Genomic DNA, 24,500 nt, shown 5'->3' with positions numbered 1-24,500 from the left:
ACGGCTTTGGGCAGTGTCCGCATCGGAACTTCACGCCGAGGACGCGAAGCCGATTCGAGCCAGAAGGCGGAGGATGCAATGTTGAGCGAAAGGAAACAAAGAGCCGCCCAATGGTTGATTTGGGGGTCACTTGTCGCCAAAAGCCAAAAAATTGCCACAATTATTAAAAAAGTTCTCGCAACAACAACGTGATGGTGTACCTTGGTTTCATCCAATCCACGGCCTGACATCTGTCCGGGTCTTTATGTGTTCAAGTATACGAGGGTGGGAATAGATGTTTAGAACTTTGAAAATGGTCGCGATTGCACTGGCCGCGTCCTTTGTAATGACCGGGACAGCCAAGGCCATCACGACTGTGAGTGCTGGCGGAAGCTATGACATCACCTCGGACAACCTGTTTGTCGGAACGGTGTCCACCACGGGTGGTCCGGGTGTTTATTCGGTGAACTTCACTACGCCGACCGCGCCGCTGCCTGGTAATGCACAGGCCTCGGTCACCGCGAAAATTCTGGGAACCTTCACCGGCCTGACCATGAGCTGGGTCGATGCGGCGACCAACACCGTGCTGAACTCGGCGGCGCTGGTATCGGGTGTTACCCGTCTGAATACCACTTTCCTGTCGACCGGCGCGCCGGGGCAGAACCTGGTCTTCAGCTGGGCGGACTCCTCTGGGACGACCAATGGTGGCGCCATCACGTTTGACTTCGACGTGGCCGCGGTTCCGCTGCCGGCCGGCGGGTTGCTGCTGTTGACGGCCTTGGGGGGTCTAGCGTTGACCCGTCGCCGCAAGGCGGCATGATCAAACGGTCATAATGATGATTATGTTAAAAGGGCTGCGCAATGCGGCCCTTTTTTCGTTTGGCCCGGCTCAGATCTCGAACCCTGCGGCCTGCCGCAACATCCAGACCATCCGCTGGCATCGCAGCCGATACAGGGTGCCGATGGCCGCACTGACTTCCCGGCCGGAGCCCAGCTTGTCGCTGGTCAGAACCTTCGGCGTATGCACCACCGCGCTGGCTGGCATGGCCAGCCCCCGCATCATCCAGCGCAATCGCGCCCCAATGGTGGTTCCGTTCAACTGAAAAGCCTCTTGAGTGGTTCGCCGCCATTTGGTCTTCAGCGCCGGCCAGTCTTGGCGCGACGGGTGGCTGACGCGGAACCTGTCCTCGTAGATCAGGCTGTACCCGTGCGAGACCGCCCGCATGGTCCATTCCCGATCCTCAGACACGCCGTTCGTGAAACCGCCGATCGCGTCGAACACGTCCCGTCGCGTCAGCAGGTTTCCGGCACCCGAGAAGCCCTGGACCTCGATGTAGCGGCGGAAGTTGAAGGCAAAAACAGCCTCGAATGCCTCGGCACCGCTGCGCGGTGGCGGGGTTTCGTCAAACACGTCGACCCGCCCGCCGATCAGGTCGGCGGTGTCGGCGACCTGGCGTCCGACCGTCAGCCAGTCGGCGGCGGGAACGCAATCGGCATCCAGAAAGAACAGCCGCGGGGCGCTGGTTTCGGCCACGCCCCTGTTGCGGGCATGGGCGGCGCCTTTTTGCGTTTCGACCAGAAACCGAACCATCGGGAAAGCGCGCTGAATTGCGTCCAGCGACACCGGCGAGGCATTGTCCACGACCACGATTTCGGTGCTGGTGGTGTCATTTTCCATCAGTGCCCGCAAACAGCGTTCGAGCCTGGGAAGGTCGTTGTAGTGGGGAATGATGACCGCGTTTTCGGGGGCCGCGTCAGTACGATCCGTATTCATTGCCGAAGGCCCCGCTGACATAGCGACACTTGGTCAGGACGATCCCCATGATCTTGGTCAATTCGGCCAGCTGGCGTTCCGCCACATCTATATGGTCGATGCTGGTTTCTTCTGCCGCAGCCAGCAGCAAGGCGCAATCGACGTTTCTGAGGAACCCGTGGCTGTCGTCGCTGACCATCAGCGGCGGCGTGTCGAACAGCATGATATCGGGCTGGTATTCGGATTCGATCCATTCCAGCAGCTCGATCGTCCTGCGGCTTTGCAGAATTTCGGCGGGATTGCGGGTAGGGCTGAAATTCAGTCCGAAAATCACGTTGTTGCCGTGCCGCTGCGCATGCTCCTGAAACGGTACCGAACCGGATATGATGTCCGCCATGTTGTGCGCGCCGCTCTGCCCCAACACGTCGGCCAGCCCACGGCGCCGTAGGTCGAAATCGATCACGACGGTGCGCAGATCTTCCTGCCGCCCCAGGCTGAAGGCAAGATTTGCGACCGCCGTGCTCTTGCCGCATCCGGCATAGGGCGACGTCAACGCAACCCGGCGCCAGCCATTGGACAGGATCTGTTGCAGCATCTTGGTGCGCAGCATGTCATAGGGCGCGGCGTCCGACCCGCCCTCCAACGACACCAGGCGGTTTTTGGAGGCGACGCGCAGGTTGATCTCGATGGCGGGTAGATCCGACCACAACGTTTCGACATTCGTCACCGAGGGCGCAACAGCCTGATCCGGGTCAAGCCGCAGCGGTTCCGCGGGCACGGTTCTTTGACGGCTTTCCCGTTCCTCTCGGGCCTTTTGAATCGCCTGTTGCAGACGGTCCATCACGCGCTCCCATCGCTGACTTGAACAGAACTCACCAATACACCTCCAGCTTGTCGATCACCTTTTCGGCAATCAGGTCGAGCGGTAAATAATACGTGTGAACCGACCAGACGGCGGCCGGCACGCTGCCCAAAATGGCCAGGATGACAACGGCCCAGGCCAGTCGCGCGCGAATGACCTCGCCGCGCGTGCGGACATAAGGGATTGTCGCGATCGGCCAGACCTGCAACTTGTTGATCAGGTCTTCGGGTCGGCGGACGGATTTGTTCAGCAGTTCCAGCAGAACGACCAGCCCGATCCCCAGGGCGATACCGAAGGCGGTTCCGCCGCCAGCGATCATCAGGCGGTCCGGCTTGGTCGGTGAACTGGGCGCGACCGGATATTCGATCACAGAAATCCGCTGCCCCTGCGAGGTTACCTCGATCCGCTCGCCGGTCGAGGCCGAGGCCAGCCGCGCTACCGCTGTGTTGTACTGTGCCTGGACGTTGTTGTAGTCGCGCTGAAGCTCGGCGAGGGTAATCGCATTCGCCGGGGTCTGGTCGATGGTCCGTGTCACCTCGGCCAGGCGCTTTTCGGCATCGGTTTTCTGATCTTCCAGAGACTCGATCTGCGAATCCAGTTGCGCCAGTTGCAGATCCAGAGTCGAGTTCCCGGTCTGCGCGCCCGATGTTGCGGCGCTGGTGGCCTGCTCCGCGGCTACGACCTCTTCCAGGCGGGCGATCCGCGCGCGCAGGATTTTGATCTTGGGGCTGTTTTCCGAATAGATGCCCAGGTCATTGTCCAGCTGATTGCGCAGCTGCGCCAACTGTTGCTGGGCCTGGGTCTGCGGTTGTTGTCCGATCGTCGAGATCTGACCGGTCGTGGCATAGATCTCCAGCAACTTTTCACGCTGGTTTCGCAGTGAGAAAAGTTGTTGGTCAAGCTGCTGGATGTTGGTTTGCAGAGTCGCCTGCTGGGTCAGTCTGAACTGCAGGCTGGCCGGCAGCGAGTCCGAGTTTTCGTTCTGGAACTCGAGGATCTGCGCGCTGCGCCGGTCCAACTCGTCACTCAGCCGGTCCACCTCCTGTTCGAAGAATTCCAGCGTGTCCGAGGCTCGCTCCTTGCGGTAATTCACGTCGAGCTTCTGGATTTCCGTCAGATAGGCGTTCAGGACACCGGCCGCGACCCGACCGGAACGGGCCTCGAAGGTAATGGTCATCAGGTTGGCCTGATTGCGCCCGGTGGCGATCCGGATTCTGGTGTTGGCGCGCATCGTGTCGACGATCTGGTCCGGGCTTGCCTCGTCTTGATTGGGCAGAACGTCGAACTCCTCGGCGATGTCCAGAAGGATCGGACGGGTGAGCAGGCGCTGTTCGATGATCTGCAGTTGCTCGGCCGCCGTGGTGTTGACGGTGCTGGCCGCCAGATTGCCCGGAATCTGCGGGGATTCGACGATCAACCGCATCTGCGACACATAGGTGGGCGGCAGGGTGCGTGCGATGATGATCGACGCAGCGGATACGATCAGGGCAACGACGAGGAAATACGGCAGGCGCCGCAGAAAGATCGAGATGTAGTAGCGAACCGGGCCCATGTCAGTCTGTCAGCTCCTTCTCGAGTGAGTTCCCGCCAAAGAACACGCCGTCGTCGATCACTTGTTGCACTATGTTTTCATCCACGTTTCTGGTCTCGTTGGTCCAGGCGTACAGCAAGGTGAAGTCGCACAGCTGGTTCACAAGCCGGGGAACGCCACGGGTCTTTTCGAAGATCAGCTTGCAGGCGTCTTCGGTGAATTCGTCCCCGGTCCCCCCGGCGACCTTCATCCGATGCCGGATGTAGCTTTCGACCGACGGCGCATCCATCCGCTCCAAGTGAAAGCTCGCGGCCACCCGTTGGGTCAGCTGGCGCATCTTCGGGTCCAGCACCATGTCGCGCAATTCGGGTTGCCCCACCAAGACCAGCTGGATCAGTTCATCGGTGTTGGCATTGATGTTGGTCAACATCCGGATCTCTTCCAACCCTTCGACGGTCAGGTTCTGCGCCTCGTCGAATATCAGCACGACACGCCGGCCCTGCGCGTATTCGGAGACCAGGAATTCCTGCAGCGCCTGAAACAGCTGGACATAGGCCGCGTCCTTTTCAAACGGCAGGCCCAAGGCATGCATGACCCACTGGAGCAGCTCGCCCCGCCCGCCCTGAGCGTTCGAGATCAGCCCGACGGTGATCGACTCCTCCATGTCCTTCAGAAGATGCTGGATCAGCGTGGTCTTGCCGGCGCCGATCTCTCCGGTCAGAACGGTGATCGGCGCGCAGCTCATGATTCCGAACTGCAAGATCGAATAGCCGCGTTTGTGCAGCGGCGACCAGTACATGAAACCGGGATCGGGCAGCAGAGTGAATGGCCGCTGGTCTAGGCCGAAATAATCCAGATAGAACCCGTCGCTGGAGGCCATGGCACCTCGGTCGCCTTCCGACTTGTCGAAAAAAATCCTGGCTCTCCAGAGATTACCCAAACTTGCACCCTGAACCACAGGTAAATCCTAACAAAATAACGAGAAGCCACTATATCGGCCCTCAACATGCACGTCATTGTGCCACAACATCAAGATAGAGAGCATCCCCCATATCTCCAGAGTGACACATTAACCCGCCCAGAAGGTGCAATGGAAACATTTTTAGGTGATTGTTTCCGTCAGGCCGTCGCGCGCAAGCCGGTGCAACGCAGAATCAACGGGCGGGCCCGCAAAGCCAAATCGGGGCATTATCGGGATTAAAGGGGCCCATGCGGCTGCATTGATCCCGAATCATGCACAATGGACGGATGTTTTCTGACCGGGCGACCCGTGCGCTTCGTCACGCCATGCCGTTGAAATTCCGTGCGCTTCCCACTCAAACAGTGCGGTCCGCGCCCATTAATGTTTTGCAAGCCCTTAAGAATTTGTTAGTCTTTTGGACGCAGGCGTTCATCAATTCATGTGAACAATGAAGAAAGGGTGAAGCGTCCCATTTGTATGAAAAAATTTGAATAGCGCTTTGAGGTCGTGCGAGTAGTTGGTTCCTGAGTGTGTGATTGAGTGTAGGTGTCCGTTGTGTGCTGGGGGTTTAAATAGTGACAATCCATTCCAAGGAGGTAGCCGGGACTGGTTACCGCAGAGTTCCGGTATTGCCGGCCGCAAATCGGTGTTCCGGTTTTTATGGACGCTTAGGAAAGCGAGCCTTTGACATTGTATTCGTGATCGCTGCCGCGCCCATCGTCGTGCCGCTGGTGGTGGTTTTCTCGGTGCTGCTGGCCTTTCAGGGCGCACAGCCCTTCTATCGTCAAAAGCGTGTCGGCCAAAATGGCAAGACCTTCCACCTGCTGAAGCTTCGCACGATGGTGAAGGACGCCGAAACCGTCCTCGAGGCGCATCTGGCAGCCAACCCTGACGCACGTGCCGAATGGGAGCGCAATCAGAAACTCACAGACGACCCCCGGATCATCCGCTTGGGTTCCTTCTTGCGCAAGTCGTCGCTGGATGAACTGCCGCAGTTCTGGAACGTGCTGGTTGGCGAGATGTCCCTGGTCGGACCGCGACCTATGATGGTCAAGCAGCAAAGCATGTACCCCGGGCACCTGTATTATGTGATGCGGCCGGGCATCACCGGCCGGTGGCAGGTATCCGAGCGCAACCAGTCCTCATTCGCCGAGCGGGCGCATCACGATTCGGAATACTGGAAAACGATGTCCTTCGGCACCGATCTTTCGATCATGTTCAAAACGCTCTTCGTGGTCCTTCGCGGCACCGGCTGTTGAGAATGGCCCGGCATCAGGCAGCGACGCTGGCAGTTGCAGGAGTGACGTGATGAACGCATTCGGAAACCTTCTTGGCAGGACCTTCGCGGCATTCCTGCTGACTGCCGCGCTTTTCCTCAGCGCCTGCGACACGGCGGAAGAACGGGCCGAGGCGCATTATCAGGCCGGTCTTGCCCATCTCGAGAACGGCGACGTCGAGCGCGCGCTGATCGAGTTCAAGAACGTTTTCAAACTGAACGGACAACATAAAGAAGCGCGGCTGACCTTCGCCCGGCTCGAGCGCGAACGCGGCAACGTGCCACTGGCCTATCGCCAGTATCTGCTGTTGGTGGAACAGTATCCTGACAACCTCGAAGGCAATCGGGCCTTGGCGGAAATGGCGTTGGAACAGGGGCTGTGGGAAGATCTGCGGCGCTATGTCACCAAGGCCGCGCAGTTGGCCCCGGAAGAGGCCGAGATAGCGTCGTTGCAGAACACGCTGGCCTATACCGACGCGGTGCGGGATGGCAACGATGCCGGCGTCGGACAGTCCGTCGCTGCGGCGCGCGCAATGCTGAATGACCGCCCCGACATGATGACGGCTCGGCACGTGGTGATCGATCATCTCGTGCGCGCCCAGGATTGGTATGATGTGATCGACCACGTGGATGCCGCATTGGCTTTTGCGCCGACCGAGGGGAACCTTTACACGATCCGGCTCCACGCTCTTCAGCAGCTGGGCAAGACGGACGAGATCGAAAAGCAGCTGCGCCAGATGATCGACGTCTTCCCCGGCGATCAGGGCGTCGAGCAGATGCTGGTAGAACATTTCATCGATCAGCGCCGTTTGGACGATGCCGAAGAGATCCTGCGGGCCAAGGCGGATCCGCTGTCCGAAGACTATTTTCCCGTTCAGCGTCTGATTGCCTTTCTGACCGAGCATCGCGGCCATGATGCCGCCATCGCGGAAATGACCCGGACCATCGCGGCGGACGGGCCGAATGCCGCGCGATACCGCATGATGCGCGCCGCGCTGCGGTTCCAGTCGGGCGATACCGATGGGGCGCTGTCCGAGATGCGCGCCTTGCTGGATGGTGCTCCGCGCACGGCGCAGACACGTGAGAACGAGGTGGAGTTCGCGCGGATGCTGATCCTGTCCGGCCATCGGGAAGAAGGCCGCGCCGTGATCGAACGCGTCCTGAGCGAAGACCCGACCCAGACCGAGGCCGTCAAGCTCAAGGCGGCGTGGCTGATCGAGGATGACGCCATTGGAGACGCGATCCTGCTGTTGCGCGCGGCGCTCGAGACGAACGCACGCGACCCGCAGCTCGTGACCTTGATGGCTCAGGCGCATGACCGAAACGGCGACCGCAACCTGAAGGGCGAAATGCTGGCGCTTGCGGTCGAGTTGTCCGGCAACGCGCCGACCGAAACCCTGAACTATGCCCTGCACCTGATCGAAGAGAACAATCTGAAGATCGCCGAAAGTGTCCTGATCGACGCGTTGCGCAAGGCCCCGAACGACCCTCGGCTTCTGTTGACGTTGGGCGATGTTTATGTCGCCTTGCAGGACTGGCCCCGGCTTGACTCCGTGCTGCAGGCGCTCGACCCGCTGGATGATCCCGATACACGCCGCAAAACCAGCGAGCTGAAGGCGCGGATGATGGAAGGGCAGAACCGCACCGGCGATCTGGCGGCGTTTCTGGGCGAACTGGCGGAAGACCCGGAATTCGGATTGCCAGCCGATCTCGCCCTGATCCGTCTGATGGTGGTTCAAAACGACTTTGCCGGAGCCGAAGCCCGCCTGGATTCCCTGCTGGCTGAGGAGCCGGAGTCGAACATCCTGCGGATCGTCAAGGCGCATGTGCTCGAAAAGAAGGGAGAGCCGGAAGCGGCCGCGCGGCTGTACCGCGCAATCGTGGCCGATGACCCGGAATCGGCGCGGGCCTGGCTGGGGCTGATCGCGTTGCAAAAACGCCATGAAGATCCGCAGCAGGTCCGGGCCACGGTGCAGCAAGCGCTGACCGCCTTGCCCGACAACGCGGACCTGCTGATGTTGCAGGCCGAAGGCTATGAGTGGGCCGGCGAATGGGAAGCGGCGATTGCAGCATATGAAAAGGCTTATACCGCTAGCAACCGCTCGCCGGTCGTGGCGAACAATCTGGCCAGCCTTTTGACGACCCGCCGCGATGACGACGAAAGCCTGCAGCGGGCGCAAGTTCTTGTGCGGAGCCTGCGTGGCAGCCGCATTCCGGCCTTTCAGGACACATATGGCTGGGTCGCCTATCGCTTGGGCAACTATGACGAGGCGCTGACATATCTGGAAAGTGCGGCAAAGGGGTTGCCGGATCATCCCGTGGTCCTGCAGCATCTGGGCAAAGCCTATGAGGCCGTCGGGCGTAGAGAGGACGCCCTGCGTGTCTATCAGGCTGCGCAATCGAGGGAAGCGGCCCCGGATGTGGTGACAAACATCGAAGCCGAGATCGAACGGCTGCAGATCGAGTTGAGCGGCGGTCAATAGAAGGTCCGCGGCAATTCTGCCGCACCGATCCCGTTTGCTGCGTCAGGCCGATTGTGACGAATGGAGAAAATGGGCATACTTTGAGAAAATGAGAGAATTGAACATGCGGACAGTCATCGGATCATTGATCACTTTCGTGACGGCCTTGGTGCTGTCGACCGGCGCCTTCGCGCAGGGTTCCTATCAGATCCAGCCGGGAGATGCGCTCAAAATCGAGGTTCTCGAGGACCCAACCCTGAACCGAACCGTGCTGGTTTTGCCTGACGGCTCCATCAACTTCCCGCTTGCGGGAACGATCCGGGCGGCCGGTAAGTCGACCAGCGGGTTGCAGACCGCGCTGGCGTCGGCACTGGCGAACAACTTCAACACGCCTCCGACCGTCTATGCGTCGATCGCAGCCCTTGCGGCCCCGGCCCTTCCCGGCCTGACGCCGACAGGGCCAACGATCGACGTCTTCGTCATGGGCGAGGTCAACATTCCCGGAAAGCTTCCGGCGACGGAAGGCACGACAATTCTTCAGGTTCTGGCCCAGGCCGGCGGCCTGACCAACTTCGCGGCCCGCAAACGCATCGAATTGCGACGGGTGGACAGCAAAACAGGCGTGATGAACAAATACCTCTACAACTATGATGGCGCGGGCGGTGGCATTCAGGGCAATACGGTGCTCAAACCCGGAGACGTCGTGGTCGTACCCTCGCGCCGCTTGTTCGAATAGGGGCAGATACAGGTGGGGAAATTCAGGAAGAGGCAGGGCCTGACGCTTTTGGGCAGCGTCGCTTTCGTGGCGGCAGTGTCGCCCGCCACGGGCCAACAGGTGTCGGGGCAGCAGACAACGACGCAGCCGGCCACCACGCAGCAAGCGCCCAGCCAGCAGCTGATCGTGCAGCAGGCGCAGCGCAACCCTGCGCGACGGGTGGGCCAAGCCGCAGGTGCAGCGGGTACCGGCACCGGTCTAACCGTGACGCTGGACTATCTGTCGTCGCTGCGGCACGACGACAACCTGCGTCTGACGGATCCGTCTTTGGGCTCGACCACCTGGTGGGAAAATACGCTGGCCCTGGGGATTCTGAACCAGACTCCGAACTCGACCCTGCAATTCGACCTGTCGGGGTTGTATCGCATCGCGAACGAGCCGATCATCGGGACCGATGGCAGCTTTTCCGACCCGTTTACCCAGTTGAACTATCAGCGCAGAAACGCCAACAGCAACTTCAGTCTGCTGGCTTCGTATCGCGAACGGGATCTGGCCTTCAACCGGTCGCTGACCGACGTCAACCTGGATGGGGTGATCGATGCTGCCGATGTCATCGGCACGATCGGCGATCAGGTCGATACCCGCGGCAATCTGAATTGGCAGACGGGACTGAACGACCCCCTTGGGTTCCGGTTTTCCTACAACTATCGTGAACGCAGCTATTCCAACACCATCGATCCAGGACTGTTCGACAACAACGCCAATGACTTCTTCGGAAGCGTGCTGATGCGGATCTCTCCGGTCTTGCAGACCAACGTCAGCCTGAACTACCGCGAATTCCAGGCCGATGACGCCGTGCAGACGGATCGCAACACCACTGTTCTGTCAACTGGCGCCACTTATGATGTTTCGGCCACCACGACCGTCAGTGCGAATATCGGCTACAGCAAGGTTGACGACACCCAGCGCGTTTCGAACACCAGCAACGTGACCGAGGATTTCGTCTGGGACTTTTCCTGGAACAAGACGCTGCCGGACGGGTCAGCCGATATTCTGATCGACCAGACCTTCGGCGTGAACGGCTCGCGCATCAATGCGACCTTTGGGCGTGATTTCCAGCGGGCCAACGGGACTTTTGGGTTTGATATCGGATTCACCCGAGGACCGTTCGACGAGGTGACGCCGATCGGACAACTGGACTATAGCTACAGGTTGGCCAGTTCCCGGATCGGGGCAACCATCCAGCGCCGGGTCGGCACCAGCACACAGAGTGTGGAAACGCGGCAGACGCTGGCTTTTCTGACCTATGACTACATCATCAATCCGGTGTCGGCCCTGTCGTTCAGCGTGAATTACATCGACCAGGAAAACGAAGGGTCAGGCCCTAAAAATCCGCGCCAGCGTAGTGTGTTCAACGCCTCCTATTCCCGTGCGATCACCCGGGACTGGGCGGTCAACATGGGTTATCAGTACGAATACGACGACCAGAACGGGTTCCGGGCAACATCCAACGGCGTGTTCGTGACACTGGGGCGGCGGTTCACCCTCAAGCCGTGATCGGCGCGATGCGTCGCAGGTGGCGATCACGATTTCGGGATTTCGATCTGCGAGGATGCTTGCGCCGCGGTTTCGATGCAATATGAGGGTTGATGCAACAGCTTGAGTCGAAATCCGGTCAGTCCGGCGGACCTCTGGGAGCGGTCTGGCCACGGATCAACGTGGCCGGATTTGGCTGGTTCGTGCTGTTGCTGGCCGGATCGGTCCCGGTGTTCTGGATCGGGATCGTGTCGCTGGGCACTGCCTGGAGCACGCCTGAATACAGCCACGGCCCGCTGATCCCGATCATTTCGCTGTATCTCTTCCTGCGGGAATTGCGCAACGCGCCGGCGACACTCCCCGAAGTTCAAGACCGCTGGCCCGGGGTTGTGGTCATCGCCCTGGCGCTTGCGGTGGCGGTTCTGGGCAATCTGGCGCGGATTCCGGACATCGTGACCTATGCCATGATCATCTGGACCGGCGGAGTCGTGCTGACCGTGTTCGGCTGGCAGCGCGGCCGCCACCACCAATTGCCGGTCTTTCACCTGGTTTTCATGCTGCCCCTGCCCCAGTTCGTGTACTGGAAGCTGACGATCTTCCTTCAGTGGATCTCGTCCGAACTAGGCGTGTGGTTCGTGCAACTGGCTGGCGTGTCGGTCTTCATCGAAGGCAATGTCATCGATCTGGGTGTCTACAAGCTGCAAGTGGCCGAAGCCTGCTCGGGCCTGCGCTATCTGTTTCCCATTCTCAGTTTCTCGTACCTGTTCGCCCTGCTCTATCGCGGCCCGATCTGGCACAAGGTCGTGCTGCTGCTGGCGGCCGCTCCGCTGACCGTTCTGATGAATTCGATCCGCATCGGCGTGATCGGCATTTTGGTCAATCAATACGGCATCGAACAGGCCGAAGGATTCATGCATTTCTTCGAGGGCTGGATTATCTTCCTGCTATGCGTGGGGGTCCTGTTCCTGATGGCCATCGGGCTGCAGCGCATGGCCCCCGATCCCAAGCCCTTTGCACAAGCGATCGATCTGGATGTCGATGGGTTCGGCCCCATCGCGCTGCGCATTTTTGGTCTGAAGCCTTCGCTGCAACTGGCTGCCGCGGCCCTGCTGACGCTGTCGGTGTCCGCGGCTTGGGTGCTGCGCCCCGCGGCCGATGTTCAGCCGGTGGAACGCGATCCCTTTGTTCTGTATCCGCGGCAACTCGGAAACTGGTCGGGGTCGACGGCCAGCCTCGACCCGAAAGTCGAGCGGACCCTGGGCGCCAGCGACTATTTGAACGCGACCTATGCCGACACCACGTCGGGCGAATTCGTGAACCTGTTCGTGGCCTTCTACGACAAGCAGACCGACGGCGACGGGATCCATTCCCCCGAGGTCTGTCTGCCTGTCGGCGGGTGGGAAATATTCAGCCTCGAGCCGTATCAAATTACCTTGGACAAGACGCCCTATGGCAGTTTCACCGTCAACCGGGCGGTGATCCAGAAAGAACTGTCGAAACAGCTGGTCTACTACTGGTTCGAACAGCGCGGAAAGCGGATGGTCAACGATTTTCGGGCCAAGCTGAGCGTCATCCAGGATGGCTTTGTCATGGGGCGGACGGATGGCGCCCTTGTCCGTTTCGTCACGCCCATCCTGCCCGGTGAAACCGAGGCGGATGCCGACGCGCGGCTGCAGCGGTTCATGGTGCCCAGCCTGAACCGCATGCCGCGTTTCGTACCGTTCTAGGCCCTACCCTTTCCACACCCGTTCGTAGGCCGCGATCAGGGCGGGCACCTGATGAGGCCAGGCCATTTCAGACTCGACCCGCGCGCGGCCATAGCGGCCCATTCGGGCCCGACGCTCTTCATCTTCAAGCAGTTCGGCAATCTTGGCCGCCATGTCCACCGGATCATTCGGCCGCGCGTACAGTGACGCGTCCTGCGCCGAGAACCGGCCCTCGGTCACGTCGAACTGGACGATCGGTTTTTCGAAGGCCATGTATTCAAGGATCTTGTTCATGGTGGATTTGTCGTTCATCTCGTTTACCCGGTCCGGGTTCACGCAGACATCCGCCGTCGACAGGATCTCGAACAGGTCCCGATCCGGTGCCCGCCCGGTGAAGGTGACGTAGTCCGACAGGCCCATCGCGGCGGATTGTTCGCGCAGTTTCTCGAGGCTGGGTCCGCCGCCGACCAAGCAGAACTGGATGTCGTCCCGGCCCTGCCCCTGCACCAGGTGGGCTACGGATTCAAGCAGCAGGTCGATCCCCTCCTGATCGCCCATCACGCCGACATAGCCCACCATGTATTTTCGACCGTTCCGCCAGGCCGGGTTGGGCGGGACGCGCTCCAGACGGCTTAGGTCCGGGCCCGAGCGCACAATGAATACATCCTCGGGCGCCATGCCCCCGCGTTCGATGGCGATCCGGCGATAGCTTTCATTGGTCGCGATCGACACCCGGGCCGACGCGAAGGTCAAACGTTCGAAGGTCCTCATCAGTTTCCAGAAGAACCCGCGCTGGCCGAATTTGGCCTCGTAGAGTTCGGGATTGATGTCGTGATGATCGAACAGGTACCGCACGCCGAACAGTTTGAAGGGCAACGCCACCAGAAAGATCAGGTCAGGCGGGTTGCAGCCGTGGATGACGTGAAAGCCCCGGCTGAGCTTGATCCGCAACGCCAGCCAGGATTCCCAGAACAGCGCCGCGCCGTATTCCAGCAGATAGCCAAGCGCGCCGCTTGCATCCAGTGGCAGCGGGTGGCGATAGACCTTAATGCCTTCTTCTTCCCAGATACGCTCTTCGTGGCCCTTTCCGGTCGGGCAGATCACCGAAACGACGGCGCCGGCAGCGGCCAGCGTGCGCGCCTCCATCCAGACGCGCCGGTCGAAGGGGACGGGCAGGTTTTCGACCACGATCAGAACTTTCAGCCCCTGCAGCGGCCGGGCCCGCCGCAATTCATCCATCGAGACCGGCTGAACGGCCAGGGTGGTGTCAGTCATATTCATAGGTTCGCACCACCGGAAAATCGCCAAGGTTCAAATCGTTCACGATCGCATTCGATCCGATCACCAGATCCCAAGGCCCCTCTTCGGCCGTGGCCCGATCGACCAGCAGGCTGCCGACCGAAGGCAGATGCGTGAAGGCATAGCCCAGGTTCTGCCCGCGCAGGTCGGCAGGGCGAATGGCCGGGTCGTAGACCGACAGCTTATACCCGCCCTGAAGCAGACGGCGCGCGATGTCGACATTCGGGCTTTCACGCAGGTCGTCGGTGCCGGCCTTGAAGGCCAGGCCCACCATCAGCACCCTGCCCTCATCGGGCAGACGGGCCATGATGTCCTGGGCCTGGTAGGTCTTGTGCGCCTCGTTGGTGCGCAGCAGGCTGTCGATCAGATGCGTATGCGCACCGATTTCGCCCGCGATATGTTGCAGGGCCCGCACGTCCTTGGGCAGGCAAGACCCCCCGAAGGCGCCGCCCGGCCGCGTGTAGTAAGGCGAAATGTTCAGCTTGGTGTCCGAGACAAAGATCTGGTGCATGGTTTTTGCGGATACGCCCATGCGATGGCAGATGCGGCCGATTTCGTTGGCAAAGGCCACCTTGGTGGCATGCCAGGTGTTGTCCACGAACTTGGTGATCTCGGCCTCTTCGTACGAGGTGTAGAAAACTGGCGCGTCAAGGCCCTCGTGCAGCGCGTCCATTACATCGGAGCGGCAGCCATCTTTCGTGCCGACGACGATCTTGGGTGGGTGAAAGAAGTCATGCACGGCCGAGACTTCGCGCAGGAATTCCGGATTGTAGACGATTTCGACCGCTTGCGCGACCCGATCGCCCAGAAAGCTTCGAAAGATCGGCTCGACCAGTTGCGCGACGGTTCCGGGCCGAAAGGTGGACCGGTAGGCAACCGTCAACGGACGCGCCCGGTCGTCGGATATGGTTTCGGCAATCTGCCGGGTGACTTCGGCCACATAGCTCATGTTGTGGGAGCCGTCGGTCGAACTGGGCGTGCCGACGCAGACGATGGCCAAATCGCAGGTTGAAAGATCGGGGCATTCGACGACCGCACGGATCAGTCCCCTGTCCAGTGCCTGGGTCAGCAGTTCGCCAACCTGCGGTTCCTTTATGGGCGGTTTGCCGGAGTTGATCTCGGACACCTTGTCGGCATTGACGTCGATGCCTAGCACTTCGTGCCCTTGATGGGCCAGACAGCAGGCCGCGGTGAACCCAACATACCCCAAGCCAAAAATCGCGATTTTCATGTGGCGTCTCCGAACACCGAGTGGGCATCGCCGCCCTGTCGTGCGGCTGCAGCAAGAGGCCGCAATGCTTGCCCAAGACCGAACCAGTCTGAGAAACTATCCGTGAAATTCACCTTGATGTGGGGTGCAGTGTTCTGACACGAAATGACAAGTGGTGTTGGAAGCCCTCGAAATGTTTTGATACCATTCAGGAAATGCATGTGACCATGTCTCAAATAAGCGGTTTTTTCTTGGTTATCAGTCAAATTCTCCGGTTGCCACATTCGGCCCCCTGTCGGGTACAGCAATGTACTTGCCGGCTCATGTCAAGAAACGACCTCGTCGAAACCGGCCTATTGGCTCAAGTTAGGAAACAGAATTTCCGTGCTCCAGCCCAACAACATTGATCCCGCGCCAAGCGGGCTGACACGGCGTTCGGCCTTGGCCGTCGGCGTGGCGACATTGCTTGCCTCGGGTGTCTTCCGGCAAGGGCTGGGGCTTGCGACAATCGCCATAACTGCTCGCCTGCTGACCCCTGAAGACTTTGGCGTCGTTGCCTATTTCCTGATTGCAACGGCTTTGTTGGAGATGTTCCAGCGGCAAATCGGGATGGTCCTGATTCGACTCGACAACATAACGCCCGAACATCTGCACACCGTCTTTTCGTTTCAGATCATCTTCGGCCTGCTGGCGGCGGCGATCTTCTGGGCCGCACAACCTTTGGTTGAATTGCTAGGGATCCCGGCACTTGTCGACTTGATGCCGGTGCTTTCGGCGATGTCACTGATCGTCGCGATCAAAAGCCCGCGCTTTTTGTTGTTCGAAAGAGGATTGCGGTTTGGATACGCCGCTGGCGAGGAAACCCTGAGCCGCCTTGTCTATGCAATCTTCGCCATCGGCCTGGCGTGGTACTGGCGCGACTATTGGGCGATCGTCGTGGCGACTTTTGCCGGACAGATCACGCGCGGCCTTTGGACGTTTTCGATCGCGCCGATGTCCCTCAAACTGTCCCTCAGCAGGTGGCGGGACAGCCTGTCTTTTTCGTCCTGGTCCATCGGCGCACAGCTTGCCCAGTTTTTGTCCACAAATGCGCCGCAGCTGATCATCGGCAGCACACTCGGTTTGGCGGATGCGGGACTGTTTCGCATCGGTACCCGGCTTGTGAACGTTGTGACGCATCAGCTGTTCACCCCCATCCTGCGGGTGGTTTATCCCGGCTTGGCGGATCTGTCGCGCAAGACGGACCAGGCCAAGGAGGGGTTCAGAAAGATCAATGCCGGTTTTCTGGCCATTCTGCTGCCGTGCAGTGTGGGGTTCGCTTTGCTGTCGGTCGACATCATCTGGATGTTCCTGGGATACAAATGGGTCGCAGCCGCGCCGGTGATCTGGGTTCTCGCACCGCTCTATGCCTTGAACGCGCTGCAGGCTTCGGTGCGGTCCGCCGTTTATATCGAAGGGTCGACTTCGCTGCTGTTTCTCCGCAACACGATTGTCTTGCTGGTCGTCTGCGCGGTGATGCTGATTGGTGTCCAATACGGGTTCAACGGCGCACTGATCGCTGCAGGTATCGCCAATCTGGTCGGCCTTTTCGCAACCCTGGTCATCGCGAAAAGATATGGAAACGGCCGCTTCTTCGAGCCACTGGCCGTCGGATGGCGCAGCTTCGTGGCCTGCGCCGTTATGGCGGTTGCCGTCATTGCCACCAACTATGTGTTGCGGGTGGGCATTCACTACTCCTACACGCCGTTCATCGTGCTGACCAAAGCCGGTGTCGGGGCCGTCGTCTATACCGGAACGCACATCGCATTGTGGGCCGTTTCCGGCCGCCCGGAGGGGTTCGAAACCATGGTGTTTTCATTGTTGGCGCGCATGCGCGATCACTTCCGGGGGCAGAAAGCCTAGGGGTCGCGCAGCGTTTTGCGCAGTTGGTTGGCGATATGCCGGATGTGAGCAGGCCCCAGATACTGATGCAGAGGCAGTGAGAGGATGCTGTTCTTCAAATCGATCGCTTCGGTCTGTCCGGACCAGTCGAGATTGCGGTTGAACCCGGCCCACCAGGGCGTGGCGCCGATCCCCAGCGCCTGCAATTCGCGGGCCACCCGGTCGCGATGGGCAATCCTGATCGGCATGTTGAGCGGACATGTGTGGGGCGCCAGATCGGGGTTCACCAACCGGACGCCCGGCATGTCATCCAACAACTCGCGGTAGATCTGCCAGTTTTGCCGACGGGTCCCTGAGACGTCCGACACAGAAAAGGACCGGAGTGGCCGCAGCGCAAAGCTGCTGATCCGACGGTTTCGCAATGTGGGATCGAAATAGTAGTGCGGGGGGATGTCTTCCATTTCATCCGGCTTGCCGCGCTGGGTATTCGGGGCGTCTCCCCGACCCAGGCTATGTTTTAAAGTGCGTACCCGATCCGGACCCAAAGCCCTGCTGATCGTCGTTCGGAGCAGCGTTTTGGCAACGGTTTTTCGCGGCGGCGGCCGGACAAATGGCGGGTCGACATCAAGGTCGTCTGCGTTCACGACCAGCGCGCCCCCTTCAAGCACAGGGACGAACTTGTAAAAGCAGAAGACCGACACATCCCCGGTGACGCCCTCTGCCGGTGCTGCCCCGCTCAACAGGCTCAGCGCGCAATCCTCGATCAGCCGCAGCCCGTGGCTGTCGCACAATGCGCGGAGCGCGGCCAGTTCGGGTTGGAGGATGCCGAAATAGTGTGTCACATACACCGCTTTTGTGCGTTCGGTGATCATGGGTGCGATGCGGTTGGGATCGGCCCGAAGATCCGCCGAGACCGGATACATGCGGATCGACAACCCCGCGTGGACAAGCGGATCGACTTCGGATCCGCAGTTGTAGGCGGGCACCAGTATCTCGTCACCAGGCAGAAGCTCCAGAAGGTCGCAGGCCGCGCGGATTGCGACCCTTGTGTTGAAACTCCAGTGAACATGACGGCCGTCAAAAAGACGCAGAAACCCGCCATCGGGATCTGTTCGGACCATTTGGCCGAGCCGCATCGGCGGATCGCCACATGCAAGGCGGGCCTGACTATGCGCCATCGGCTTCACCCTTTTGGTTCAACTCGGCCTCTTTCGCGATTTTTTCAAGACACCCCATGATCTGACCACGAACGTCATCCTGCATGTGTCGCCGGGCCGAAATTCCCGGCAGAGTTTCCGTCTTGTGCTTTCGTGTGGGGGAAACGCCGTTTCGTCTGAAAAAGGATTCGACGTCCGAAAGCACTTGTTCGGGCTGTTCGCACAGGGTCTCGTAGCTGACTTTCATGACGCGTTCTGGTGCGCCCAGCCTCTCGAACCCCAGCCGCAGGTCCCGGTGGCTGAGAACCACTTGCGCGCAGGACTGGGTCATCGCATCGGCGTCGGCATAGGTTTCCCAACCTGTCGGCCGAAGCGACCACCAGCCGGTCGCGTCCATCGACGACTTGTCCTGTCTGGCCCGCACGAGCGAATCTGCATTGTCGGCCCAGTCGCGCTCGATGTAGATGAAAATCGCGTTCGTGAAGGTATCGAGCAGCAGCGGGAAATCGGACTGCAGGATCATGTTCTTGACGATCATGGGCTGCCCTGAAATCCGGCCGATGGCGGCCAGCTTCCGCTTCATCCGGGCGACCGGCACCCCCGGTTCGTCCAGAAAGTAAGGGGCCGCATAGGGCATCCAATACGCCCAGATCCGCCCCGCTTCGCTGGGGGCGGCGTTCCCTTCAAGCTCGCCATAGGAGCTGTCAAAGGATCCTTGCCTGTCCCGCATGGCCCGCCGGCAAAGCCAAGTGGCCGCCACCGGAACCCGGAACAGGCGTTTCGCGAAATTGCTGAAATAGCCACATTGGAACCGGGTGACCAGCAGCTCGTACAACAAGGTCGAGCCCGAACGAGGCGGCCCGACGATGAAACAAACGGGCTGCTCGCCCTGGCCGGTCCGGAGCTCCAGAAAGCGTTCCAGCGGCGACAACGCCCCGGAGACGACCAAGTTCAAATACTTAGCGCGTCGGCTGGAATAGGTAACCAGTGGCCCCTGATCGACCGCGCGCGCCATCAGTTGCCGCCCCGCGGAAACAGCCGGGCCGGGTGGAGATTGCGCAAGTGCGGGAAGGAGCGCTTCACGTGAGCTTTCAGTCGGCCGGGCAGGGTGTTAGCAAAATGATGGGCGGGGCTCAGTGCCAGGGTGTGCTCGGCAATGCGCCGCGCATGTGTCGGTTTGAACTCGCGCTTGTACTCGTAGACGTTGAAATTGGGGTGGGTCTTGTCTTCGACGGGCAGAAAACCTTCGACGTCGAATCGGGTGCAGCCGGCGCGCTTGGCCCAGAACATGCCCTCGAGCCACAAGGCCGGCGCGACCCGCAGATTGCCGATGGCCTGCGCAGCCCCGGGGTCGGCGACATAGCGTCGGGCATGGGCCGTGGTCCCGCTGCGGTACAACAGAAGCCCGCCCAGGAACGCCTCTTGGTGATAGGCGCAGAGGATCACGCCGAGCGCACCGTCGCGGAATATCTGGTCGAAACCGGCGCTGTATTCGGCGCGGCTGACCGGGGTCAGATTGTGGCGCGCCACAACCAGGGTATTGAGTCGTTCAAAGAACGTCTCGGCCTCGGCGAAAGTGCGGGCGGTGCGAATCTCGATTTCGGATTTGTCCACCAGGCGGACCTTGCGGCGCGCGCTGCGCGAGAACGAGGCCCGCAACTCGTCCTCGGTTCCGGTCAGGTCGATGATGCCCGTATCGCGATGGGGTTCCGGGTCGCTGATCCGAAATCCCGCCTGTGCCAAAGCACTGGCCAGCCCGTCGCCTTCCTGGTCCAGCCAATAGGGCGTTATACGCAAGGAGTCCGTTCGAGAAAATGCCGGATGTTCCGACAGCCCTTGCAGAAACGTGACCATTTCCGCAGCCGTGTCACAAACAGGGCCGCTCAACGCGACGGCGGACGCCGACCGGCCGGGCATCACCCGGCTGGGCTGCATGACAAATATCCCGACGGCGACCAGTCGCCTACTGCGACGGCCGATCGCGAATATGACCCGGTTGCCAATGGCCTTGTCCACCTCGGCGAATTGTGGATGCTGGCGCGGGTGTTGATGTTGAGAAGTGGAAAGAAACTCACACCATTCTGTTCTTTGTGCCTCGGTCAAATCTTCCAGGCATTCAATGTCCATCTACAATCACTTTCTCTCTGCGCGCCGGAAGAAATCCACCGGCAATGCAGCTTCGGCACCAACGCCCGAAAATAATATTTGCAGAACCCATGGCTTCAAACCCAAAATCATGTAGCAGTCACGGGATCGTCCCTTTTTTGTACTTAGTTTAGCAGGATTTTTGCGGCCATGGCGTCAAATACCGATCATTCTCAGTCAGGCTGCACTGTTTCCATTGTCATTGTAAGTTGGAATACACGCGAAATTTTGCACGATTGTCTCGAATCCGTGGAAAAACAGACCAACCTGCCGCACGAAGTCATCGTGGTGGACAATGCCTCGACCGATGGCACGCCCGACATGGTCCGGCGCTGTTTTCCAAACGTGAAACTCATCGCCAATCCCGACAACCGGGGGTTTGCGGCGGCCAACAATCAGGGCCTGAAAATCGCCCGGGGTGACAAGCTTCTGCTGCTCAATCCCGACACGATCATCCTCGACAATGCGATTGACGTCATGAGTGCATGGCTGGACGCCCATGCCGATGTCGGCTGTGTCGGGTGTCAGGTCTGGGAGGACGCCGACACCATTCAAAAGACCTGTTTCGCGGACCCAGGTCCGCTGAGCCTGGCGGTGGTTGAATTCGGCCTGAAGCGCGTGTTCCGCTGGCCGGAATACGACGATTGGGATCGGCGGTCGCAGCGGGATGTCGACGTGGTGTCGGGCATGTTCATGATGGTCCCGCGCGCTGTCTTCGAAGCGGTCGGACCCCTCGACGAGGCGTTCTTCATCTATTCTGAGGAAGCCGATTGGTGCCGTCGCATCCGCAACGCCGGCTGGCGGTGCGTCTTTGCTCCTCAGGCTAGGATCATGCATCTTGAAGGCGGTTCCAAAAGCACCGCCCAGATCAAGTCGCGCATGTATGTGCAGAAGCAAAAGAGCAAAACCATCTATGCCAGAAAACACCATGGCCGGTCCGGCGAGTTGGCGACGCGCGCGATTTTCGTGGCAAGTGCGGCCTTGCGGGGGATGGTTTTCGGATTGGCGGGCCTTGTAAAGCCCAGCCCGGACCGTGCCGCCCGATTGCGGCTGTCCCGGGCGGCGATCCGGTTCCATCTTTTTGGGCAAGAGCCGGCGACGTGATGGAAAATACGAAACCCAGGCCGGATACGGCTCTGAAATTCATCCGGTTGTCGGCGCATGAACTGCTGAACCGCGCCGAGTGGGATGATCTGGTCGCAGAAACTGGCGCCGACATCTATTTTCTGACCGAATGGCAGGCGGCGTGGTGGTCGCACTATGGCACGTCGTTTTCCTCCAGCCGCCAACCGGTCTGCTATGAGCTTCGCGACCAGACGGGATTGCGCGCAGCCCTGCCCTTCTGCATCGAGACCGTCTGGGCCGGACCGGTTCCGGTGCGTGTCGCCCGCCTGGCCGGGGTCGATCCCAACTTTGCCGTCATGAGCCTGCCCATTTCCAAGGGGTTTGACGCGACCTTCTTCGATGCAGTCTTTGACCATCTGGTCAGCCAACTCAACTGTTCCGCAATCAGCCTGTCGCCGATGTCCGACCGCGCACGGCATCTTGCGTGCATGCGCAGGCCTGCCGGTCAATGCGTCTCGCCCCTACGGGATCAAAGCCCTCGTGGCCATACCCTGATGGCGTTGCCGGACAGTCTTGATGCGTTTATGTCGGCACTGTCCAAAAGCCGCCGCCGCGAAGTCCGCCGCGACCTCAAGCGCCTGAACGAAATCGCCCCGCTGAGGAACACCAGTGCGCGCCCGGATACGGTTGACCAGGCCATGGACCGGTTCGTCGAACTGCACACCCAGCAATGGGTGGCCGCGGGCAAAGGTGGGCATTTTTCGGATTGGTCAAAGGCTGCCGATTTCTATCGCGAGTTGCTGCGGCGGTTGGCGGCCAAGGGTCAGGCCACGATCGACGAGCAATGGCAGGAGGACAGGCTCTTGTCCAGCCAGCTTCGGTTCACCTTGGGGGCCAAGGCCTATTGGTGGCTGAACGCGCGCGAAACCGACCCTGCGTTTTCCAAGATCGGATTGGGACGCGTGGGATTGGTCGAGCGCGTCGCTGGGCTGATCGCGGAAGGAATCGGCTTGGTGGAGGCCGGTGCAGGGGAGTATGAATACAAGCTGAGTTATGGCGGCGAGCTTGTTCCGCTCCACTCAATCGTTCTGGTGAACGACCGCCCCTTGCCGCGCTTACGAACACGCTGCTTGCTTTTGTGGGCCGACGGCCTGCATCTGTTTTACTATCGGCTGTGGTTTCTCAGACTGCGGCCCCGATTGGGGACACGGCCCCGCGCGCTGTGGACAAGCTGGATTCGGACGCGGTTATGAACAGGCCCCTGAAAATGCGATGGGTCCCGGCCGAGGACTGGGGAGGGATTAGTGGTGAATTCGAGGATCTGACCTACGAACAGACCCTCGGCTATTCTCAGGCGGCCGCAAAGCGGATCGGGGCGGATGCCCGGTTTCTGTCGCTTTCGGATCACGCAGGCCGCCTCATCGCTGCGGCGTGCCTGCGCATTAAGCCGGTGCCCGTTCTGGGGCGGGGAATAGCGTGGATCGCCGCCGGCCCCTTGGTGCGGCATCGCGATAACCCGGATCCGGACTCCGAAACCCTGGCCAGAGTGTTTTCCAGTCTGCGCACCTATGCACGGGACAGCGGGCATATCCTGCGATTCAGGATGCCAGCCGTACCGCCACTGGATCCCGGATTTGTGGATCTTGCGGCTGCAGCCGCCGGGTTTGGCGCGACGAACCGCTCGCCGGTCTATCGGACGGTTGCCATAGATTGCCGGCAACCGGACGAGGAGTTGATGCGCTGCCAACACGGAAAATGGCGAAATCCCCTGCGTAATGCCCTCAAGGCTGGGATGGAAACCGAGACGCTGCCCATCGCTGAATGTGCCGCCCGGTTCAACGCATTGTATCGACTGGTGAGTTCGGCAAAAGGGTTCAGCCCGGATATCCCGCCGGAGTTTTACTATCCACTCAAGGAGGCGGATTTCAGTCACAAGGTCCTGTTTGCAATGAAAGACGGCGTGGACCTGGGTGCCATGACGATCGGGGCCGCGGCCAGCAACGGCATTTACCTGTTCGGCGCCACAACCGATGCAGGGCGGCGGTCGAACACTGGCCACTTCCTGATGTGGCAGGCAATACAGCATTGCAAATCGCACGGGTTGGAGTGGTTCGACCTGGGCGGCATCGATCCAGAGAACAACCCCGGGGTCACCCAATTCAAACTGCGAACCGGAGGGGTAGAAATAGTGGCACCGGGGCCATATCAATACCAGCCGCCGGGGCTGACGGCATCGCTGATCAGCCTGGCCGAAACCGTGCATCAACGCGTGAAAGGTCGCGGATGAAACCAGCAATTGCCCTGATTTTTCACGGCATTGGCCAGCCAAGCCGGCTAGTGGGGCCGGAGGAAGCGCCCTTTTGGGTCTCGGTGCCTCAGTTCGAACGGGTTCTGGCGGCCGTGGCGGACACCCCGGAAGCCTATCAGATAACCTTTGATGACGGAAACCTGTCGGACCACGAGATCGCGCTGCCGATTTTGCAGAAATACGATCTGCGTGCCCGGTTCTTTGTCCTGTCCGGGCGGATCGGTACCAGCGGCAGCCTGGACAAATCGCATATTCGGGACCTGTCTGCCGCAGGCATGACGGTCGGAAGCCACGGCATCGATCACGTGGCCTGGCCCACCCTGTCCGATGCCGAACTGCAAAACGAATTGCAAGGCTCGCGTGCATGTCTCGAGGATATTTGCGGCCATGCCATAACCGAGGCGGGAATTCCTTTTGGCCGCTATGACGCACGGGTTCTGCGCGCTCTGCGCTCAGCCGGCTATCACTCCGCGTGGTCCAGCGACGGAGGCCGGTACCGCGACTCCGGTTATCTCAAACCCCGGACATCCCTGCGGGGTGACATGCATGCAGGGGAAGTCGAAGCCGTTCTATCTGGTGAGATGCCCCTTCTGCGGCGCTTGCGTCGCACTGTGCGGATGGCCCAGAAACGCTGGACGGTCACGGGTTGATGAC

21 protein-coding genes are annotated in these 24,500 nt (G+C 60.3%); 12 read left to right on the top strand and 9 right to left on the bottom strand.

Annotation, left to right across the window (positions count from 1 at the left end; translation table 11 throughout):
* Nucleotides 1-274 precede the first annotated feature (274 nt).
* Nucleotides 275-799, top strand: coding sequence for a VPLPA-CTERM sorting domain-containing protein (locus AC2FME_RS04325; RefSeq protein WP_496799729.1), 525 nt, complete (start codon nt 275-277; stop codon nt 797-799).
* A 69-nt stretch (nt 800-868) separates the two neighbouring features.
* Here AC2FME_RS04325 and AC2FME_RS04320 read toward each other — a convergent pair whose 3' ends face one another.
* From AC2FME_RS04320 to AC2FME_RS04305, 4 genes are read right to left on the bottom strand one after another with little or no spacing between them, the layout of a single operon-like run.
* Nucleotides 869-1,753 (bottom strand): glycosyltransferase family 2 protein, encoded by an 885-nt coding sequence (locus AC2FME_RS04320; protein WP_496799728.1) that lies wholly within the window; start codon nt 1,751-1,753, stop codon nt 869-871.
* On the bottom strand, nt 1,734-2,573 hold the full coding sequence (locus tag AC2FME_RS04315) for a CpsD/CapB family tyrosine-protein kinase (protein ID WP_496799727.1): 840 nt from the start codon (nt 2,571-2,573) through the stop codon (nt 1,734-1,736). Before AC2FME_RS04315 ends, AC2FME_RS04320 begins: the two co-directional genes overlap by 20 nt.
* 31 nt (nt 2,574-2,604) lie before the next feature.
* Nucleotides 2,605-4,146 carry a GumC family protein gene (locus tag AC2FME_RS04310; RefSeq protein WP_496683753.1) on the bottom strand — a complete coding sequence of 514 codons (1,542 nt, stop codon included), beginning with the start codon at nt 4,144-4,146 and terminating at the stop codon, nt 2,605-2,607.
* Between the two features lies 1 nt (nt 4,147).
* Complete coding sequence (locus AC2FME_RS04305) at nt 4,148-5,005, bottom strand: ExeA family protein (protein ID WP_496742941.1); 858 nt, start codon at nt 5,003-5,005, stop codon at nt 4,148-4,150.
* Between the two features lie 656 nt (nt 5,006-5,661).
* Between AC2FME_RS04305 and AC2FME_RS04300 the strand changes: the two genes are divergently transcribed.
* The 5 genes from AC2FME_RS04300 (at nt 5,662) to xrtD (ending at nt 12,802) form a co-directional block, all read left to right on the top strand.
* Nucleotides 5,662-6,345 (top strand): sugar transferase, encoded by a 684-nt coding sequence (locus AC2FME_RS04300; RefSeq protein WP_496799726.1) that lies wholly within the window; start codon nt 5,662-5,664, stop codon nt 6,343-6,345.
* A gap of 49 nt (nt 6,346-6,394) precedes the next feature.
* A complete protein-coding gene (locus AC2FME_RS04295) occupies nt 6,395-8,845 on the top strand; it encodes a tetratricopeptide repeat protein (protein ID WP_496799725.1) in 2,451 nt (816 codons plus the stop codon).
* A 103-nt stretch (nt 8,846-8,948) separates the two neighbouring features.
* Nucleotides 8,949-9,560 carry a polysaccharide biosynthesis/export family protein gene (locus AC2FME_RS04290; protein ID WP_496685662.1) on the top strand — a complete coding sequence of 204 codons (612 nt, stop codon included), beginning with the start codon at nt 8,949-8,951 and terminating at the stop codon, nt 9,558-9,560.
* A 12-nt stretch (nt 9,561-9,572) separates the two neighbouring features.
* Nucleotides 9,573-11,096, top strand: a complete 1,524-nt coding sequence (locus AC2FME_RS04285) for a hypothetical protein (protein WP_496685664.1) — start codon at nt 9,573-9,575, stop codon at nt 11,094-11,096.
* A gap of 92 nt (nt 11,097-11,188) precedes the next feature.
* Complete coding sequence (gene xrtD, locus AC2FME_RS04280; RefSeq protein WP_496799724.1) at nt 11,189-12,802, top strand: VPLPA-CTERM-specific exosortase XrtD; 1,614 nt, start codon at nt 11,189-11,191, stop codon at nt 12,800-12,802.
* A 3-nt stretch (nt 12,803-12,805) separates the two neighbouring features.
* Here the strand turns inward: xrtD and AC2FME_RS04275 are convergent, their stop codons facing one another.
* Nucleotides 12,806-14,062: a glycosyltransferase family 4 protein gene (locus AC2FME_RS04275; protein WP_496799723.1), complete on the bottom strand. Its 1,257-nt coding sequence runs from the start codon at nt 14,060-14,062 to the stop codon at nt 12,806-12,808.
* The gene (locus AC2FME_RS04270; protein ID WP_496799722.1) at nt 14,049-15,311 is read right to left on the bottom strand and encodes a nucleotide sugar dehydrogenase; all 1,263 of its coding nucleotides are present in this window, start codon (nt 15,309-15,311) and stop codon (nt 14,049-14,051) included. The genes AC2FME_RS04275 and AC2FME_RS04270 overlap by 14 nt, the downstream gene beginning before the upstream one ends.
* A 363-nt stretch (nt 15,312-15,674) precedes the next feature.
* Here AC2FME_RS04270 and AC2FME_RS04265 point away from each other — a divergent pair, with 363 nt between their 5' ends.
* A complete protein-coding gene (locus tag AC2FME_RS04265) occupies nt 15,675-17,192 on the top strand; it encodes an oligosaccharide flippase family protein (RefSeq protein ID WP_496799721.1) in 1,518 nt (505 codons plus the stop codon).
* Here AC2FME_RS04265 and AC2FME_RS04260 read toward each other — a convergent pair.
* Genes AC2FME_RS04260 through AC2FME_RS04250 form a run of 3 tightly spaced genes read right to left on the bottom strand, consistent with a single transcriptional unit; the run spans nt 17,189 to nt 20,125 of the window.
* Complete coding sequence (locus AC2FME_RS04260; protein ID WP_496799720.1) at nt 17,189-18,292, bottom strand: DegT/DnrJ/EryC1/StrS family aminotransferase; 1,104 nt, start codon at nt 18,290-18,292, stop codon at nt 17,189-17,191. The two genes, AC2FME_RS04265 and AC2FME_RS04260, sit on opposite strands and share 4 nt — an antisense overlap.
* A gap of 46 nt (nt 18,293-18,338) precedes the next feature.
* A complete protein-coding gene (locus AC2FME_RS04255; protein ID WP_496741773.1) occupies nt 18,339-19,343 on the bottom strand; it encodes a sulfotransferase in 1,005 nt (334 codons plus the stop codon).
* The gene (locus AC2FME_RS04250) at nt 19,343-20,125 is read right to left on the bottom strand and encodes a GNAT family N-acetyltransferase (protein ID WP_496799719.1); all 783 of its coding nucleotides are present in this window, start codon (nt 20,123-20,125) and stop codon (nt 19,343-19,345) included. The genes AC2FME_RS04255 and AC2FME_RS04250 overlap by 1 nt, the downstream gene beginning before the upstream one ends.
* Before the next feature lie 39 nt (nt 20,126-20,164).
* On the opposite strand from AC2FME_RS04250, the gene AC2FME_RS04245 reads away from it, so the two are divergent.
* The 5 genes from AC2FME_RS04245 (at nt 20,165) to AC2FME_RS04225 (ending at nt 24,496) form a co-directional block, all read left to right on the top strand.
* On the top strand, nt 20,165-20,530 hold the full coding sequence (locus AC2FME_RS04245; RefSeq protein WP_496799718.1) for a hypothetical protein: 366 nt from the start codon (nt 20,165-20,167) through the stop codon (nt 20,528-20,530).
* A gap of 93 nt (nt 20,531-20,623) precedes the next feature.
* Nucleotides 20,624-21,577 (top strand): glycosyltransferase family 2 protein, encoded by a 954-nt coding sequence (locus AC2FME_RS04240; protein ID WP_496684188.1) that lies wholly within the window; start codon nt 20,624-20,626, stop codon nt 21,575-21,577.
* The gene (locus AC2FME_RS04235) at nt 21,577-22,791 is read left to right on the top strand and encodes a GNAT family N-acetyltransferase (protein WP_496799717.1); all 1,215 of its coding nucleotides are present in this window, start codon (nt 21,577-21,579) and stop codon (nt 22,789-22,791) included. The genes AC2FME_RS04240 and AC2FME_RS04235 overlap by 1 nt, the downstream gene beginning before the upstream one ends.
* Nucleotides 22,788-23,825 (top strand): lipid II:glycine glycyltransferase FemX, encoded by a 1,038-nt coding sequence (locus tag AC2FME_RS04230; RefSeq protein WP_496711921.1) that lies wholly within the window; start codon nt 22,788-22,790, stop codon nt 23,823-23,825. The genes AC2FME_RS04235 and AC2FME_RS04230 overlap by 4 nt, the downstream gene beginning before the upstream one ends.
* Nucleotides 23,822-24,496: a polysaccharide deacetylase family protein gene (locus tag AC2FME_RS04225; RefSeq protein ID WP_496799716.1), complete on the top strand. Its 675-nt coding sequence runs from the start codon at nt 23,822-23,824 to the stop codon at nt 24,494-24,496. The genes AC2FME_RS04230 and AC2FME_RS04225 overlap by 4 nt, the downstream gene beginning before the upstream one ends.
* Nucleotides 24,497-24,500 lie beyond the last annotated feature (4 nt).

It is taken from the genome of Ruegeria sp. BHSC026, from assembly GCF_059613065.1.
The sequence above is the reverse complement of the archived record's forward strand: the minus strand, read 5'-3'. Positions and strand labels throughout refer to the sequence as shown.